This is a genomic window from Paraburkholderia nemoris, from assembly GCF_905221015.1.
In the GTDB taxonomy this organism is placed as follows: domain Bacteria; phylum Pseudomonadota; class Gammaproteobacteria; order Burkholderiales; family Burkholderiaceae; genus Paraburkholderia; species Paraburkholderia nemoris.
Genome location: NZ_CAJNBO010000001.1, coordinates 1 through 17,235, shown reverse-complemented (window position 1 = coordinate 17,235; position 17,235 = coordinate 1). Strand labels below are relative to the sequence as shown.

At 61.8% G+C, this 17,235-nt stretch carries 13 protein-coding genes; 2 read left to right on the top strand and 11 right to left on the bottom strand.

Going from position 1 to position 17,235, the window contains the following annotated elements; genetic code table 11:
- Positions 1-106: 106 nt before the first annotated feature.
- The 10 genes from KHO33_RS00065 to KHO33_RS00020 form a co-directional block, all read right to left on the bottom strand.
- The gene (locus KHO33_RS00065) at positions 107-1,435 is read right to left on the bottom strand and encodes an Nramp family divalent metal transporter (protein ID WP_200562253.1); all 1,329 of its coding nucleotides are present in this window, start codon (positions 1,433-1,435) and stop codon (positions 107-109) included.
- 59 nt (positions 1,436-1,494) lie between these two features.
- On the bottom strand, positions 1,495-2,697 hold the full coding sequence (locus tag KHO33_RS00060) for an acyl-CoA dehydrogenase family protein (RefSeq protein WP_054039075.1): 1,203 nt from the start codon (positions 2,695-2,697) through the stop codon (positions 1,495-1,497).
- A gap of 144 nt (positions 2,698-2,841) precedes the next feature.
- A complete protein-coding gene (locus tag KHO33_RS00055) occupies positions 2,842-3,498 on the bottom strand; it encodes a methionine ABC transporter permease (RefSeq protein WP_121108153.1) in 657 nt (218 codons plus the stop codon).
- Entirely contained in the window at positions 3,491-4,648 is a 1,158-nt protein-coding gene (locus KHO33_RS00050; RefSeq protein ID WP_200562255.1) for a methionine ABC transporter ATP-binding protein, read from the bottom strand. Before KHO33_RS00050 ends, KHO33_RS00055 begins: the two co-directional genes overlap by 8 nt.
- Positions 4,649-4,661: 13 nt before the next feature.
- On the bottom strand, positions 4,662-6,077 hold the full coding sequence (locus KHO33_RS00045) for an LLM class flavin-dependent oxidoreductase (protein ID WP_200562257.1): 1,416 nt from the start codon (positions 6,075-6,077) through the stop codon (positions 4,662-4,664).
- 41 nt (positions 6,078-6,118) lie between these two features.
- The gene (locus tag KHO33_RS00040) at positions 6,119-6,958 is read right to left on the bottom strand and encodes a MetQ/NlpA family ABC transporter substrate-binding protein (protein WP_200562259.1); all 840 of its coding nucleotides are present in this window, start codon (positions 6,956-6,958) and stop codon (positions 6,119-6,121) included.
- A 383-nt stretch (positions 6,959-7,341) separates the two neighbouring features.
- Positions 7,342-8,958 (bottom strand): efflux transporter outer membrane subunit, encoded by a 1,617-nt coding sequence (locus KHO33_RS00035; RefSeq protein ID WP_054039084.1) that lies wholly within the window; start codon positions 8,956-8,958, stop codon positions 7,342-7,344.
- Positions 8,959-8,971: 13 nt separating this feature from the next.
- On the bottom strand, positions 8,972-12,157 hold the full coding sequence (locus KHO33_RS00030; RefSeq protein WP_200562261.1) for an efflux RND transporter permease subunit: 3,186 nt from the start codon (positions 12,155-12,157) through the stop codon (positions 8,972-8,974).
- Positions 12,158-12,231: 74 nt separating this feature from the next.
- Complete coding sequence (locus KHO33_RS00025) at positions 12,232-13,443, bottom strand: efflux RND transporter periplasmic adaptor subunit (protein WP_054039087.1); 1,212 nt, start codon at positions 13,441-13,443, stop codon at positions 12,232-12,234.
- Between the two features lie 45 nt (positions 13,444-13,488).
- On the bottom strand, positions 13,489-14,343 hold the full coding sequence (locus KHO33_RS00020) for an alpha/beta hydrolase (protein ID WP_200562263.1): 855 nt from the start codon (positions 14,341-14,343) through the stop codon (positions 13,489-13,491).
- 174 nt (positions 14,344-14,517) lie between these two features.
- On the opposite strand from KHO33_RS00020, the gene KHO33_RS00015 reads away from it, so the two are divergent.
- Positions 14,518-15,522, top strand: coding sequence for a LysR family transcriptional regulator (locus KHO33_RS00015; RefSeq protein ID WP_054039090.1), 1,005 nt, complete (start codon positions 14,518-14,520; stop codon positions 15,520-15,522).
- A gap of 223 nt (positions 15,523-15,745) precedes the next feature.
- Positions 15,746-16,054 carry a DUF4148 domain-containing protein gene (locus tag KHO33_RS00010; protein WP_054039092.1) on the top strand — a complete coding sequence of 103 codons (309 nt, stop codon included), beginning with the start codon at positions 15,746-15,748 and terminating at the stop codon, positions 16,052-16,054.
- Between the two features lie 488 nt (positions 16,055-16,542).
- On the opposite strand, the gene KHO33_RS00005 is transcribed toward KHO33_RS00010, so the two are convergent.
- Positions 16,543-17,235: transposase (locus KHO33_RS00005; protein WP_211629142.1), on the bottom strand; the 693-nt coding region annotated here is incomplete at its 5' end.

Below are 17,235 nucleotides of genomic sequence, written 5' to 3'. Positions count from 1 at the left end.
GTCCGCCATCCCGCGGACTTTTTTTTGTGTGGTTCTCGTCCTGACACGGACACCTCACATTTAACAGCCGACTCTGGGCGCTACCCGGCTACCTCCCGCTGCCGCATCAGTCCACCAGCCCCACCGTCTGCACCACCAGCCACAGGTTCGCCGCACTGATCACCACGAACAGCGACCAGGCGAGGAGCCGCGTCGGCAGTCGGTTGGCAAATTCGCCCATCAGCGAACGATCGTTGGTCATACGGATCAGCGGATAAAGCGCGAACGGCAGTTGCAGGCTCAACACGACCTGGCTTGCGACCAGCAGTTTGCCGACTGCACCGTTGCCCATCATCTGCACGCCGATCAGCGCCGGAATCAAGGCAAGCGCCCGCGTGATGAAGCGCCGCTGCCAGCACGGAATTTTCAGCTTCAGGAAGCCTTCCATGATGACCTGCCCCGCCACGGTGCCGGTGAAGGTCGAACTTTGCCCCGACGCCAGCAGCGTGATCGCGAACAGCACCGCCGCGAAACCGGTGCCGACGATCGGCGCCAGCAGCTTGTACGCATCTTCGATCTCGGTGACCTGATTGTGGCCGGTCGCGTGGAACGCGGCGGCCGCGAGAATCAGGATCGCCATGTTGATCAGCAGCGCGATGATCAGCGAGACGATCGTATCGATGCGCGACATGCCGATCGCCGAGCGGATGCTGGCCGAATCGCGCTTAACCGCGCGGGTCTGCACGATCGACGAATGCAGATAGAGATTGTGAGGCATCACGGTCGCACCGAGAATGCCGATCGCCAGATACATCGGCTCGCGGCTGCTGAGCGCCTGCAACGAAGGAATCAGTCCTTGTGCGACGGACGGCCAATGCGGCTTCACCAGCGCCAGCTCGATGATGTAACCGACGCCGATGGTCGCGATCAACCCCAGCATGATCGCTTCAAGGTCGCGGAAATTCTTGCCCTTCAGGCCGAGCACGATCAGCGTATCGAATGCGGTCAGCAACACGCCGGTGGTCAGCGAACATTTGAAGAGCAGATGGAAAGCCAGCGCGCCGCCGAGCACTTCGGCCAGATCGCAGGCCACGATCGACAGTTCGGCAAGCAGCCATTGAAAGCGCGCCACACTAGGTGAGTAACGCAGTCTCGACAATTCCGCGAGGTCCCGCCCGGTAGCGATGCCAAGACGCATGCTCAGGCATTGCAGCGCCATCGCCGCCAGACTCGACAGCATGACGACGAACAGCAGGCTGTAGCCGTAACGCGAGCCTGCTTCGATATCGGTGGCCCAGTTGCCGGGGTCCATGTAGCCGATCGAAATCAGCAGCCCAGGCCCCGCGAATTGCAGGATTTTTTTCCAGAACGGCGCGCCTTGCGTAACGGCGACCGTGCCTTGCACCTCGGATGGGCAAAACGGCGCCGTTGCGGTGGTCGGTAATTTGAACTGCAAGCCGATGGTCTCTTGAAGGGGATAAACCGCGACGCCTCAGGCAGACGCCGCGAACCGCCTCAAGTGTACAAAGAAACTTCCGGCAATGTCCCGCTTAACGCATAACGGCCGACGTCGCGGACGCGATAGTCGAGCGGATCGTGCAGCGTATGCACGCGAGCGTTACGCCAGAAGCGGTCGAGCGCGAGCGGCGCGTGTGTGGCGCGCGCGCCGCAGGCATCGAAGAGTTTTTCGCTGACGTCGAGCGCGGCGCGGTGCGCGACGATTTTCGCCTCCGAGGTGGCGAGCGCCACCTGAGCACGGGTTTCGGCGTCCAGAGCCGGGCCTTGTTGCCATGCGTCTTCCAGCGCGTAGGCAGCGCGCACCGCCAGCGCTTCCGCACTCACCGCCTGCAGACGCATCTCACCGAAGCGCTGGATCAGGTAGGGATCGTCTGTGGCTTTTTCGACGCCCGAGGATATCCACGGTTTGCCGTACTGCGTGACGTACGCGCGTGCTTCTTCGAGCGCGCCCTGCGCGATGCCGACGAACAGATTGATCAGCACCTGCTGCGAGATCAGCGTGCGCAGGCTCGCGTATGACGTGTCGGCCCGCTCGAGCACCTCATGCGGTTCAACCTTGACCTGCACAAAGGAGACGCTGCCGCTATCGGTTTGCCGCTGACCGATCGGATTCCAGTCTTCATTAACGGTGATGCCTTCACGCGTGGTCGGGACCACCGCGAACACCGGTTTGCCGGTAAGCGGATCGTGCCCGGAAACCGTCATCATGTGCGAGCCGCGCGTGCCCGAACAAAATCCTTTCTGCCCATCTAAAAGATAGCCACCGTCGCTGGTTGCGCTTGCAACGAGTCGCGTGTCGAGCGGATTGACCGCATTGCCCCACCACCAGCGCTCCTCCACCGTGCCGCCCAGATAGCGGGCACGTTGTTCCGGGTTGCCCCATACATTGACGCTGACCACCTGCAGACACGTGAAGCCCAGCAGATGCGCGAGCGCACTGTCGACTCGCGCGATCTGACGGATCGTCTCGTAGATCTCGGGCCAGCGCGTGCCGGAACCGCCGAATTCACGCGGCACGGCGAGCGTGAGCAGCCCCGCGTCGGCGATCCATTGTTTTTCCTGCGCGGCGTGGCCGCCGTCGCGATCGCGCTGAGCCGCGCTGGCACGCAACGCATCGAGCAGGCCGGTCAGATCGCGCACCACAGGCGCAGCGCCGGTTTGCAGCGGTTGCAATGCCTCGGGATGTCGAGGTTCGTTCATGCAATGTCCACGTGGAGAAGTTTGGCGAGCGGGAGTCTCGCTGCGCCCAGCGTTGTAAATAGCATGATAGACGGTGGCGTCAACACTGAAAACGTGGGCCGCAAGCGCGTATTCGTCATGCAAATAGCGGGCGAAAGGAGAAGATCATGCGCGTTGCGCAAGCCGTTGCACGAAACGGTCGCCGACGAACTGCACCGCCGTCACGATCACGATCAGCAGTACGATCACCGTTACCATCACGGTCGTATCGAACCGCTGATAGCCGTAGCGGATCGCCAGATCGCCGAGACCACCGGCGCCCACCGCGCCCGCCATGGCCGAGGAGCCGATCATCGCCACCACGGTGATCGTGAAGCCGCCGAGAATGCCCGGCAGCGCTTCAGGCAGCAGCACATGCCAGATGATATGCCGGCGCTGTGCACCCATTGCCTGCGCAGCTTCGATCAAACCGCGGTCCACTTCGCGCAAGCTCACTTCGGCCACGCGCGCAAAAAAAGGAATCGCCGCGATACTGAGCGGCACGATGGCAGCCCATACGCCGATCGTCGTACCGATCAGCAAACGTGTAAGCGGCAACAGCGCGACCAGCAAAATGATGAACGGCGTGGAGCGGAACGCGTTGACGAGCGCGCCCAGTGTGCTGTTCACCACACGCTTTTCAAAGATGCCGCCGCGCGTGGTGGTAACCAACACGAGTGCAAGGGGAATGCCGACCAGCGCCGCGACGAAGGCCGATACGCCAACCATGACGATGGTGTCGCGAATGGCATCGGCGAGTTCCGAGAGCCAGAGATCAGACATAGCCGAGCACCTCGACATGATTGGCATAGTGCCGCGCACGTTCAAGCAGCGTAGCGATCTGCTTTTGCACCGTGCCGTCCGCGTTCGCGCGCACTTCCGCCGACACCACCAGACGCCCTTGCGCATGCCCCTGAATCCGGTCGATGCCGCCATGCACGAAACTCACGCGGCCGCCTTCAATGCTCAATGCGGACGTCAACCCGCCCAGGTCGGGCTCACGCGCATCGTTGCCGGTGAAGCGCACGTCGAGCAGAATCTGCGCATCCGCTTGTTCGATCTCGTGCAACGGTTTGACGCGCGCGGCGAGATCCGCAGGCAGATCATGCACAAGGGTCCGCAGCAACGCGCGCGTCGCATCATGCCGCGGGTCGCCGAACACGCGCCACACCGGCCCCGTCTCCACCACCTCACCGCGTTCGATCACGGCCACCGTATCGCAGACTTCGCGAATCACCTGCATCTCGTGCGTAATCAGCACGATGGTCAGGTTGAGCCGCTGATTGATATCGCGCAGCAACGCGAGAATGGCTTGCGTCGTTTCAGGATCGAGTGCGGAGGTCGCCTCGTCGCACAGCAGAATGTCCGGGTCGGTCACAAGGGCGCGCGCAATGCCGACGCGCTGTTTCTGGCCACCGGACAAACTCGCCGGATAGGCATCGCGCTTGGTCGACAGGCCGACAAGTTCGAGCAAGGCGTCGACCTTTTTGTCGATCGCAGCTTTCGGCGCGCCAGCGATTTTTAGGGGCAACGCAATGTTTTCGCGCACCGTTTTCGCGGAGAGCAAATTGAAATGCTGGAACACCATGCCGATACGCCGCCGCAGCGTGACGAGCCCGCGTTCGTCGAGTTCGCCGACGCTCACGCCGTTCACGCGCACGGCGCCGGAACTCGGCTTTTCCAGACCATTGACGAGCCGCAGCAGCGTCGATTTGCCTGCACCGCTTCGGCCGATGATGCCGAACACTTCACCACGCGCCACCTTCAACGTGACGTTCGCCAGCGCCGCGGTCGACACACCGCGCGTGTTGGCGAACACCTTGCCCACGTCGTCGAATACGACAACTTCTTGCGCGGCATCGGCCGCATCACGATTCAAGGCGAGGGACGGCGCGTCTTCAATGAATTGCGGCACGTCGAAAAGATGAGCCATGGCTTCGTTCCTCTCATGCGTCCACGGTGGACCGCGCGCCGCTTTGCGCAATAGGTGCATTACGCCGATGCTGCGCGCCGGCATGCACCTCAGGCAGTCGCGCCCGGCCGCCGCCGAATAGCTTTTCGCGCAGCGTCGGCGCCGGGTCGTAGTCTTCCTTGTAGACGCCGCGATTCTGCAATTCCGGCACCACCAGATCGACGAAATCTTCGAACGATTCGGGCATGACGGTACGCGTCAGATTGAATCCGTCGACGCCGGCCTCTTCTATCCACGACACCAGCTCGTCCGCGATCTGCTGCGGCGAACCGACTACGGGCTTCGCACGGCCGCCGAGCGTCATCTGTTCGAGCACCTTGCGTTTGGTCCATACGCCGCTCACGCTCTTCTTCGAAATCGCTTCAACGGCCGATTGCATCGATTCGGTCTTCACATACGAAATCGGTTCATCCAGTTCGTACTGCGAGAAGTCGATGCCGGTCGAACTGGAAAAATGCGCAATGCCGCCCTCGGCGCTCGCATAGCGCCGGTACTCTTCGAATTTGTCCTGCGCGGCGCGTTCTGTTCCGCCGACTACAACGGTGATGCCGGCAAAGATCTTGATATCGTCCGGCGCGCGGCCGAAGCTGACTGCCCGTGCGCGAATGTCGTCGACAATGGAACGCGTGAGCTGCTTGTTCTGACCACCGACAAACACGCATTCCGCGTGACGCGCCGCGAAATCGACGCCCCGGCTCGACGAACCCGCCTGATACAGCACCGGCGTGCGTTGCGGCGACGGCTCGCTCAAATGAATGGCGTCGATCGAATAGTACGGACCGTCGTGCTTCACGCGATGCACCTTGTCAGGATGCGAGAAGATACGCGCCTCGCGATCGCGCACTACCGCGTCGTCTTCCCAGCTTTGCTCCCACAGCTTGTAGACCACGTCCATGTAATCGTCGGCGCGGTCGTAACGGTCGTCGTGGCTGATCTGTTGCGCGAGACCCATGCCGCGCGCCGCGCTATCCAGATAGCCGGTGACGATATTCCAGCCGACCCGGCCCTTCGTCAGGTGATCCAGCGTCGACATGCGGCGCGCGAACAGGTACGGCGGCTCGTAAGTCAGATTCGACGTGACACCGAAGCCGATATGCTTCGTCACGTGCGCCATCGCAGGCACGATCAGCGAGGGATCGTTGATCGGAATCTGCACCGATTCACGCAACGGGGTTTCCGGGCCGCCCTGATAAACATCGTATACGCCGACGATATCCGCAAGAAAGATCCCGTCGAACTTGCCGCGCTCGAGCGTTTGCGCGAGGCTCGTCCAGTAGTCGAGGTCGGTGTAGTGCGCAGAGCGGTCGCGCGGATGCGTCCACAAACCATGATTGATGTGGCCGACCGCATTCATATTGAACGCGTTCAGCAGGATCTTTTTCTTCGCCATCGTGCGGCTCCTTGCTGGTTGCAACGTTGCTAGCGGCGTGCTTACCAGGCGACGGCGTAGAGGCTGCCGAAGGCTTTGTCGAGCGCGGCGCGCACAGCGGGCGAATGCTGATAGATCGAGATGAACTTGCGGATACGCGGATCATTTGCGCTTTCCGGGCGTACGACCCACTGGATCGCGTAGTTCTTGTTTTCCAGGCCGTCGAACAATAAAGCGCTATTCGGATCGGTGGTGCCCGCGAGCTTGATGAAGCTCGGGTAGCCTTGGGCGAGATCGACGTCGTCGAGCGAGCGGGCCAATTGCGAGGCCTCGAGCTGGACGATCTTCAGGTGCTTCGGGTTGTCGATGATGTCGAGCGTCGTGGCGCGATAGTCGATGCCCGGCGTCAGCTTGATGAGACCGGCGCGTTGCAGCAACAACAAACCGCGACCGCCGTTGACCGGATCGTTGGCGATGGCAACCGTGGCGCCGTCTTTCAATTCGTCGAAGCGTTTGATCTTCTTCGAATACAGACCGATCTTCATGATCGTGCCCGGTGCGATTGCGACGAAGTTATAACCGCCCTGCTTCTTTGCGTTCTCGAGAAACGGGATGTGCTGGAAATAGTTGGCGTCGATATCCTTGTTGGCGAGCGCCGCGTTCGGCGTATTCCAGTCAGTGAACTCGATGATCTTCACGTCCAGCCCTTGTTCCTTCGCTTCGCGCGCGGCGACTTTGAGCGCCTCGATTTGCGGGCTGGTGGCGGTGCCGATTTTCAGCGTGGGCGTGTCCGCCGCGAACGCGGGCGTCGCGGACAACGTCAGCGCGAGGCCGAACGCGCCGAGGAGTGTCAGCGTCCGCGCCTTGAAAAAACGCCGTGCAGTGGTCAGAGAAATGCGCATGGTGAACTCGTTAGGATGGGGGCGTGGTGTGTTTCGAGGCGAGCCGATCCGACGGCATGCGGGCAGGCGCACCGGAATCGGTCGGACAACGGAAATCTGCAGCGCGCGGGTTAGCCGGCGTGCGGCAGCGATAGAACGCGCGAGCGGATCAGCGCGGACAGCGGCAGGTCGGACAGGTCATCGCCTCTCTCCAGATGAGGTGCGAATCATCATAGACGGCGGGAAACCGGCGGTCTACGAACGGATTTTTGGAAGGAAAGCGGGAAAAATGATTTGGGGCTCGCCCCATGGAGCCGGCGCAACACGTCACCAAAGAAAAAACGCCGGGCCGCGCTTTAGCGCAACCCGGCGTTCTTCACCAGCCAACAAACTAAAAGCAAACCCTAGCGCTTCGCCACCTGCTCCGCCGACGCAGACGCAGAAGCTGCACCCGAAGCCGGCGCAACCGCCCCAACCGCCTCGTCGCCCGCCGGCTTCACATCACCCCAGCCGCCGCCCAGCGCGCGAATCAGATTAACCGTCGCCACCGCCTGCGTGCCCGACAGATGGCTCGCCTGAAGTTGCGACGTCAGCACCTGCCGCTCGCCGTCGATCACATCCAGATAGCTGACCGCGCCTTCCGTGTACTGCGTGCGCGACAGATGCGCCGCGCGTTGCGAGGCCACGACCGCATCGTTCTGCTCGCGCATCTGATCGTCGAGCAAACGCAGATCGGCCAGGTTGTCCTCGACCTCGCGGAACGCCACCAGCACCTGTTGACGATACTGCGCGACATCTTCGTCGTACTTCGAGCGAGCTTGCGCGAGGTTGGCCTTGCGGCGTCCGCCATCGAACAGCGGCACGGTCAGCGCGGTGCCGGCCAACGGCCCGAGCAGGAACGCGCGGCTCGACCACATGAACAGATCGCCGAGTGTCGCCGACTCATACCCAAACGCGCCCGTGATATCGAGCTTCGGGAAAAATGCCGACTTCGCCAGACCGACTCGTGCATTGGCCGCCATCATCGCCCGCTCCGCCGCCGAAATATCCGGCCGGCGTTCGAGCAGCGCCGAAGGCAAACCTGGCGGCACACGCACCGTCACCGGCGCGAGCGGCGCTTCCGCGAACGAGAAATCCGCCGGCGGCTTGCCGAGCAGAATCGCCAGACTATGCTCGGAGGCCGCGCGCTGACGCGCCACGCCGACAGCATCGGCACGCGCACTCGCCAGTTCGTTACGGGAGCGCGAGACATCCAGCTCGCCGATATCGCCTTCCTTGAAGCGGCGCTCGACCAGCTTCAGCGTGTCCTCGCGCAAAGCCACGGTACGGCGGTACAGATCCTGATCCGTGTCGAGCTCGCGCAACTGGAAGTAGTTCTGCGCGACGTCGGCCTGCAGCGACAACTGGACCGACCGGAACAGCGCTTCACTTTGCTGCTCGTCCGCACGCGATGCATTCACGTTAGAACCGACCCGTCCGAACAGATCGGTCTCGTACGAAGCACCCACCTGTGCGCGCCAGATCGTGCCCGTCGTGCCGCCCACGCTATCCGGCTGCAATTGCGAGGCCGCCGACGCCCGTTCGCGCGTCGGGCCGAAGCCCCCGTCGAACTTCGGGAACCAGTCCGACTTCGCCGCCTGCGTCACCGCACGCGCCTGCTGCACACGCGCCGCAGCCGCCTTCAAGTCCTGATTCGCGGCAGCCGCCTGTTCTTCCAGCGCGTTCAACTGCGGGTCGCCGAAAATCGTCCACCATTCGCCGCGATGCGCGTCGTCGGCGGGCTGGGCCTGCTTCCAGCTGCCCGTGTCCTGCGGCGATGCGGCGGAGGTAGCCGATGTAGCCGATGTAGCCGACGCTCCGGCCGCAGCCGACGCAGCAGTCGGCGTTTCCTTGAACGCAGCCGGCGTATCCACCTCTGGCCGCTTATACGTGGGCTCAACGGAGCAGGCCGCGAGCAACGCCAGCAGCAAACCGCTGGCAGCCGCTCTGCCCCACCCGCTTAAAGATTCAAAACGCTTCATTATTATTTTCTCCTCAGGCGTCCGTCACCGGCGCACCAAGGTGCGGCGCGTCTTTCTGCGCGACGTGAATCGTCCCGCCCGCCAGCGTACGCAGCACCACATAGAACACAGGGGTCAGCATCAGGCCGAACAGCGTCACGCCGAGCATGCCGAAGAACACCGCGATACCCATCGCATGACGCATCTCCGAACCCGCGCCGCTCGAGAGCACCAGCGGCACCACACCCATGATGAAAGCGATCGACGTCATCAGAATCGGCCGCAGACGCAAGCGGCTCGCCTCGATTGCCGCAGCCAGCGGCGTACGCCCGTCATGTTCGAGTTCGCGAGCGAACTCGACGATCAGAATCGCGTTCTTCGCCGACAGCCCCACCAGCACCATCAAACCGATCTGCGTGAAGATGTTGTTGTCGCCACCCGTGAGCCACACACCGGTCAGCGCGGACAGTACGCTCATCGGCACGATCAGGATCACCGCGAGCGGCAGCGTCAAACTTTCATACAACGCGGCCAGCACGAGGAACACGAGCAGCACGCTGATCGGGAACACCCACAAGCCCGCATTGCCGGCGATGATCTGCTGATACGTCAGGTCGGTCCATTCGAGCTTCACGCCGTGCGGCAATGTTTCCGCCGCTACGCGTTCGGCCGCGGCCTGCGCCTGGCCCGACGAGAAGCCCGGCGCCGGACCACCGTTGATGTCGGCAGCCGTATAGCCGTTGTAACGCACCACCATTTCCGGACCATATGTAGGCGTCACCGTCACCAGCGACGACAACGGCACCATGTCACCTGCAGCATTGCGCGTCTTCAGTTGCAGGATGTCATCGGCACGTTGACGGAACGGCGCATCAGCCTGCACCCGCACCTGATACACGCGGCCGAAGCGGTTGAAGTCGTTCACATACAGCGAGCCCAGATAGATCTGCATGGTGTTGAACACGTCCGTGACCGGCACGCCGAGTTGCTTGGCTTTCACGCGATCCAGGTCGACGTTCAATTGCGGCACGTTGATCTGATAGCTCGAGAACGTCGGTCCGAGTTCAGGCGTTTGCGCTGCCTTCTTCACGAACGCTTCCGCAGCCTTGTTCAACTCCGCATAGCCCACCGCGCCGTGATCCTCCAACTGCATCTTGAAGCCGCCCAGCGTACCCAGACCAAGCACAGGGGGTGGCGGGAAGACCGCAACGAACGAATCTTTGATCGCACCGTACTGCTGGTTCAACGCACCGGCAATCGCACCCGCCGAGAGCTTCTTGCTGCCACGCTCCTTGAAAGGCTTCAACGTCACGAACACGATGCCCGCGCTCGAACTATTGGTGAAACCGTTCACCGACAAACCAGGGAACGCCACCGCGCTTTCCACGCCCGGCTGCTTCAGGGCAATCGCGCTCATGTCGCGAATCACCTTTTCCGTGCGATCCAGCGATGCACCGTTCGGCAGTTGCGCAAACGCAATCAGGTATTCCTTGTCCTGCGCCGGCACGAAACCGCCCGGCACGACGCGCGACATCAACACCGTTGCGCCCAGCAGGATCGCGTAGACCGCGAGCATTGCACCCTTACGGCGCAGCACGCCCTTCACGCCACGGCCGTATTCCGTCGAACCGCGATGGAACACCTTGTTGAAGCCCTTGAAGAAGCGGCCCAGCACGCGATTCATCACACGCGTCAGGAAGTCTTCCTTGGCGCCATGGCTACGCAACAGCATCGCGGACAACGCCGGCGACAAAGTCAGCGAGTTGAACGCCGAGATCACCGTCGAGATCGCGATGGTCATCGCGAACTGCTTGTAGAACTGGCCCGTCAAACCGGTCATGAAAGCGAGCGGCACGAACACGGCAACCAGCGTCAGCGCGATGGCGATAATCGGCCCACTCACTTCCTGCATGGCCTTATACGTCGCATCGCGCGCACTGAGCCCGCTTTCAATGTTCCGTTCGACGTTCTCCACCACCACGATCGCATCGTCCACCACGATCCCGATGGCAAGCACCATCCCGAACAGCGACAACGCGTTGATCGAGAAGCCGAACGCCAGCAGCAGCGAGAATGTACCGACAATCGACACCGGTACTGCAATCAACGGAATGATCGACGCACGCCACGTCTGCAGGAACACGATCACCACGATCACCACCAGCGCGATCGCTTCGAGCAGCGTGTGAATCACTGCCTCGATACTCGAGCGTACGAACTGCGTCGGGTCATAGACGATCTTGTATTCGACGCCTGCCGGCATGTCTTCCGCCAGTTCCTTCATGGCGGAACGGACCTGGTCGGAAATCGCGAGCGAGTTCGCACCCGGCGCCTGGTTGATAGCGAGCGCCACAGCAGGCTTGTTGTCCAGCAGCGAACGCAGGCCGTATTCCGAGGCCGCCAGTTCGACCCGTGCGATATCACGCAGGTATGTCACGCCGCCATCCGGCGCGGTTTTGACGATGATGTCGCCGAATTCGCCCTCAGTCTTCAAGCGGCCACGCGCATTCACCGACAACTGCAGTTGCGTGCCCGGCACCGAAGGCGATGCGCCGATCACACCGGCTGCCACCTGAATGTTCTGCTCACGGATTGTGTTGACCACTTCGGTCGCCGTCAAACCGCGCTGTGCGACTTTCTGCGGATCGAGCCAGACACGCATCGCGTAGTCGCCCGAACCCCACAACTGCACTTCGCCGACGCCCTGAATCCGCGCCAAGCGGTCCTTGACGTTGAGCAGCGCGTAGTTGCGCAGGTACGTCATGTCGTAGCGATTGTTCGGCGAGATCAGGTGGACCACCATCGTCAGCGTCGGCGAACTCTTGATGGTCGTGATGCCAAGCCGTTGCACGTCTTCCGGCAGGCGCGGCAGCGCCTGGTTGACGCGGTTCTGCACGAGCTGCGTCGCCAGGTCCGGATTGGTGCCGAGCTTGAAGGTCACCGTCAGCGTGAGGTTGCCGTCGCTATTGGCTTGCGACTGCATGTACAGCATGTTCTCAACGCCGTTGATCTGCTCTTCAAGCGGCGCCGCAACGGCCTCCGCGATCACTTTCGGATTGGCGCCCGGATATTGCGCGTGCACCACCACCGAAGGCGGCACCACTTCCGGGTACTCCGAAATCGGCAGCTTGAAGAGCGAAATAATGCCCCCCAGCAGGATCAATACCGATAGCACGCCGGCAAAGATCGGTCGATCGATGAAGAATTTGGATATGTTCATGGGAAGCTCTTAACGTTGGAGCATGCGCCCGCTACGGCCCGTCAACATGACTGGCCAAGCGCGGCGCACGAGGCTCACGAATTCTTGTCCGCTGCTTTTGCTCGCGTCTGCGCAAGCGGCGCGCTGTTCGGATCCTGATCGGTGGTCATCGGTACCATGTGGGCGCGCACTGCATCGCCCGGACGCACGCGCTGGATACCGTTCACGACGATCCGGTCGGTTGCCTGCAAACCGCCCTTGACGACGCGCAGGTTGCCCTGCATGCCGCCCACTGCGATTTCCCGGTACACGACGTGATTGCTCTGATCGACCACCAACACGAACTTCTTGTCCTGATCGGTGCCCACTGCGGCGTCGTCGATCATCAGTGCCGGATGCGGCTCGCTGCCGCCGACCTTCACGCGCGCATAGAGACCCGGGATCAATGCACCGTCCTGGTTATCGAAGCGCGCACGCACCCGGATCGTGCCGGACGACGTATCCAGCCGGTTGTCGACGGATTCGATCGTGCCGCTGCGCGAGTAGCCGCTTTCATCCGCCAGCCCCAGGTCCACCGGCACCTTGCTGCCATCCTTCGCGCGGCTCAGGTACTGCAGATAGGTTTGTTCGTCGACGTCGAACGATGCGTAGATCGGCGAAACCGACACCAGCGTGGTCAACGGCGCCGCGCTTGCACCCGCCGACACCACGTTGCCCACCGTGATTTCCGCACGCGAGACGCGGCCCGACACCGGCGCGACGATCTTCGTGTAGCCGAGGTTGATGCGCGCGGTTTCGACGGCGGCTTGTGCGGCCTTCAGGTTGGCGCTCGCTTCGCGCGCGGCGTTCTGCTTCTCGTCGTAGTCGCGCTTGGCGATCGCGTTGTCGGCGATCAGGCGTTGCGCACGCTCCCAATCGCTTTGCGTATAGCCGGTACGCGCTTGCGCCGCCGCGACCTGTGCTTCGGTGCGATCGACTTCAGCGGCGTACGGACGCGGATCGATCACGAACAGCGTATCGCCCTTCTTCACCAGGGCGCCGTCCTTGAAGTTGACGGACACGATCGTGCCCGGCACTTGCGAACGAACGTCCACTTTTTCGACCGCTTCGAGGCGGCCGGAGTATGTTTGCCAATCGGTGATGGTCTTTTGCACCACCGTGGCCACATCGACTTCCGGCACGATGGTGGGCGCTGCAGGCGAGCTCGCGTCGACGCGGATCGCGCCGAACGTGCCCAGCCCGGCCACCACGACGACGGCTAGCACAGCGATCGCCACACGGCGACGGGAAAGAGGAAGGATAGTCATGAGAAGCTCCCGGTATCGTTGATTAAAGTTTTGCTTATTGGTGTCTCAGCGATGGGCGCGTGCATCGAAGCGCCACTGAAAAAATCGCACCGCTTCCTGCAAGGCGGGCGGATGGTCGGCCAACGCGGCGTGCGAGACGCTGGGATAGCGGACCACCTGGGTCAGCACACCCGCGTCGATCAGCCCGCTCGCGTATTTCTCCGCTTCCACATGCAGCACGTCGTTTTGCGCCGTCGCGATCAGCGTGGCCGGCAGGCCCGCGAGGCGCGACGATTCCAGCGGTGCGGCATACGGATGCATGCGTTGCGACGCTTGCGGCAGATACGCGCGATAACACGCCGCGCATTCCTTCGCGGTGATATCCGAGCCGAGGCGCTTTTCGTCGCCGAGGCGCGTCAGGCTCGGATCGAGCATCGGTCCGAACAGCGCTTGCGCCGCAATCCGCACGTCGCCGCGATCACGGGCGATGAAAGCGAGGCAGTTGGCCAACTGCCCGCCGGCATCGTGGCCCGCCACGCCGACCTTCTTGCTATTCCCGCCAAACGCGCGTGCTCGTGTTTGCACCCACAGCGCCGCGCGATGGGCGTCTTCAGGCGCCGCCGGAAACGGAAACTGCGGCGCCAGCGAATAACCGACCGAAACGACCAGAGCCGGTAAGTGTTCTGCGAAATACCGGGCGGCGAAGTCCGCCTGTTCGATCGAGCCCTTGGTAAAACCGCCACCGTGGAAGTAAAGCAATACCGGCAGTGCGGTTTTCTGTGCCTGGCGGTACAAACGCAACGTAATGTCCTGTGCGTGCCCTTCGATCTGCACGTCAGTGACGTCGAGAGCCGTGCTCTCAGCCTGTGCCGGGCCGCTGCCGGCGGGCACAAACGAGTACGGCGGTTTAAATGCATCCATGTCGAGCCGCGCAATGCGCATAGAACTTCAATGGTGCGAATTGTGGGTTCGGCAGACTCGTAAATAAATGCCTATAATCCGGCAACACAATTCGGCGCCCCTGAACAATCGAACGCGATTGCTCTGCGGATTCGATTCCTGCTCGGTGCGCCCGCCCCTTTCTGGAGGTTTGCAATGGACCGGCTTCAGGCCATGCAAGTGTTCACGCGCGTCGTCGACACCAACAGCTTTACCCGCGCGGCGGAAACGCTCGATCTGCCACGCGCATCAGTTACCACCATCATTCAGAACCTCGAAGCGTTCCTCGGCACGCGTTTGATGCACCGGACCACGCGGCGTTTGTCGCTGACGCCGGACGGCGCGGCGTATTACGAACGCTGCGTGCGCATCCTTGCGGACGTCGAAGAGACCGAGGCCAGCTTCCAGAGCGGCAATAAAAAGCCGCATGGCAAGCTGCGCATCGACATGCCGGGATCGATCGGGCGTTTGCTCGTGATCCCTTCGCTGTGTGAATTCCACACGCGTTACCCGGACATCGACCTGCAGCTCGGATTGACGGACCGGCCCGTCGATCTGTTGCAGGAAGGCGTGGATTGCGTGGTGCGGGTGGGCGCGTTACAGGATTCCTCGCTGGTGGCGCGCCGTATCGGTTTGTTCGAGGGCGTGACATGCGCGGCCCCCAGTTACATCGAGCGAGCGGGCATGCCGACTTCGCTCGAAGACCTCGAGAATCACAAAGCAGTCAATTATTTTTCGAGCCGCACGGGGCGCACGATCGATTGGGCCTTCATGGTTGATGGCAAAGAAGTCGAAGTGAAGATGAAGAGCATTGTGTCGGTGAACGACGCCGATGCTTACGTAACGTGCGGTCTGGAAGGCTTCGGCCTGTTTCAGCCGGCGCTCTTCATGGTGCTGCCGCATCTGCGTTCGGGTCAGCTGGTTGAAGTGCTGCCGGAGCTGAAACCTTTGCCGATGCCGATTTCGGCAGTCTATCCGCACAGTCGGCATCTGTCGCCTAAAGTCCGTGTTTTCGTAGACTGGATTGCCGAGCTGTTCGACCGCTGCCCATTGCTGAGCGGGCGCGGCAGTCTCGACGCTATGTGCACGAAGCGTACTTTCGAAGAGCGCGAATCTTCTCCGATACTCGACACGCCGGTGATAACGGAGTGGGTTGCCTGATTCGCGTGAGTTGAAGTACAGATTATGGAAAAGTGAATTTCAACCGCGGCTCTAATGCCGCGGTTGCCCCGCAGTAACCGGCTAGCGGGCACGTCGCCGCGATTGTTCTAGATTCGCGACAATTCATTTCGCGAAAGCGCGATTTATCCGCATCACCTCGAAGTCTACATTTCACCCTGTCGCAGCGCCGCTCGTGCTGCAAACGAATCGACAGGAGTGAATCATGAAGCGCAATCTCTTAGCAGGTCTGGCTCTTTCGCTGCTTGCCAGCGCACCGGTGTTTGCTCAAAGCAATGGTGGGGGCATTGGGCATGCTGGCACGTACCAGACGTTGCCTGCTCCGACTACCGTCGGCAAAACGCGTGCTGAAGTTAATGCCGAACTGGTCGCGGCGTATCGCGATGGTTCGCTGCCTGCGTTGAATCGTACGTCGTATCCGAATAAAGGTCTGATTGGTCAGACGCAGGCTGCGCGTATCGCTTTGCAGGAAGGCACTAGTGGCGATGTTACTCGCGTGGCGAATGGGCAGTAAGGCGAATGCGCCGCGATGATTCGGTTTCCAAAAGAAATTTTCATCGCGGTTGGTTGTTTGCACTCTTTACGAAGGAGCATGTTATGACACCGTCTGAACTTGATAATTGGGATGTGGATGTGGGTGTGTGGGTGCCTTTTCGGGCGCCGCAGCGGTAAGGGTTTGGTTTTTGTTTTTGTTTTTGCCTTCGCGGCGCTTTTTGTCAGTGTTCTTGGGGCTTTGGCCTTTCCTTGAATTGTTGGTGGTCTATTAGCGTTCCCCCTGTGCGGGGGGCACCTACTTTTCTTTGCCGCCGCAAAGAAAAGCAACCGTATTGGAAGTCAAGCGGCGAACAACGGCTCAAGGTGGAAACTGCTAGCGTCCGGGAGCATTTTGCGCGCGCGAGCCGTCCTCGCGACCGGCACGATTGAGTGACCTGTACATGGGTGGGCATGGAGGGTACGAGTGTCTGGGTTAAAGCACCCCAGGCGGCTCAGCCATGCTGGAAGTCAGTCGGCCGATGGGCTCCAGGGTGTCGAGTTGTGGACCATGGCGTTGAGCGTCACGATGAGCTTGCGAATGCACGCGGTCATGGCCACCTTGAACGGTTTGCCGGCCTTGCGCAGACGGTCGTAAAAGGCTCTGATCACCGGATTAAAACGCAACGCCGGTATGCAGGCCATGTAAAGTGCGCGCCGCACGATGGCGCGCCCGCCCTGCACGCGCCGCTTGCCCTGATGCTTGCCGCTGTCGCAATTGAACGGTGCGACGCCGGTGAGGGCGGCGATCTCGCGGCGGTTGAGCGAGCCGAGCTGGGGCATGAAGGCGATCAGTGTGGCCGCAGCGCCGGGGCCGATACCGGGCACCGAGCGCAGCAGATCCTCCTTCTGACGCCAGGCGGGCGAAGAGCGCATGAACGAATCGATGTCCCTGTCCGCGACGGTGAGCTGCTGTTTGAGCCATTTGATGTGGTCATTCAGGCTTTCCCTGGCCGCGGCATGGGCGCGATCCAGGCGCGCTTTCTCGGCCACGAGCATGTCGATGAGCTGGGCGCGGCGCAGCAGCAGGGCCTGCAGCTGCTCGGTCTGCATATCGTTGAGCGGCCGCACGACGGGTTTGATGACGGCGCCGAAATGGGCGATGACGAACGCGTCGATGCGGTCTGTCTTCGCCCGTTTGCCGGTGGCTTTGGCAAAGTCGCG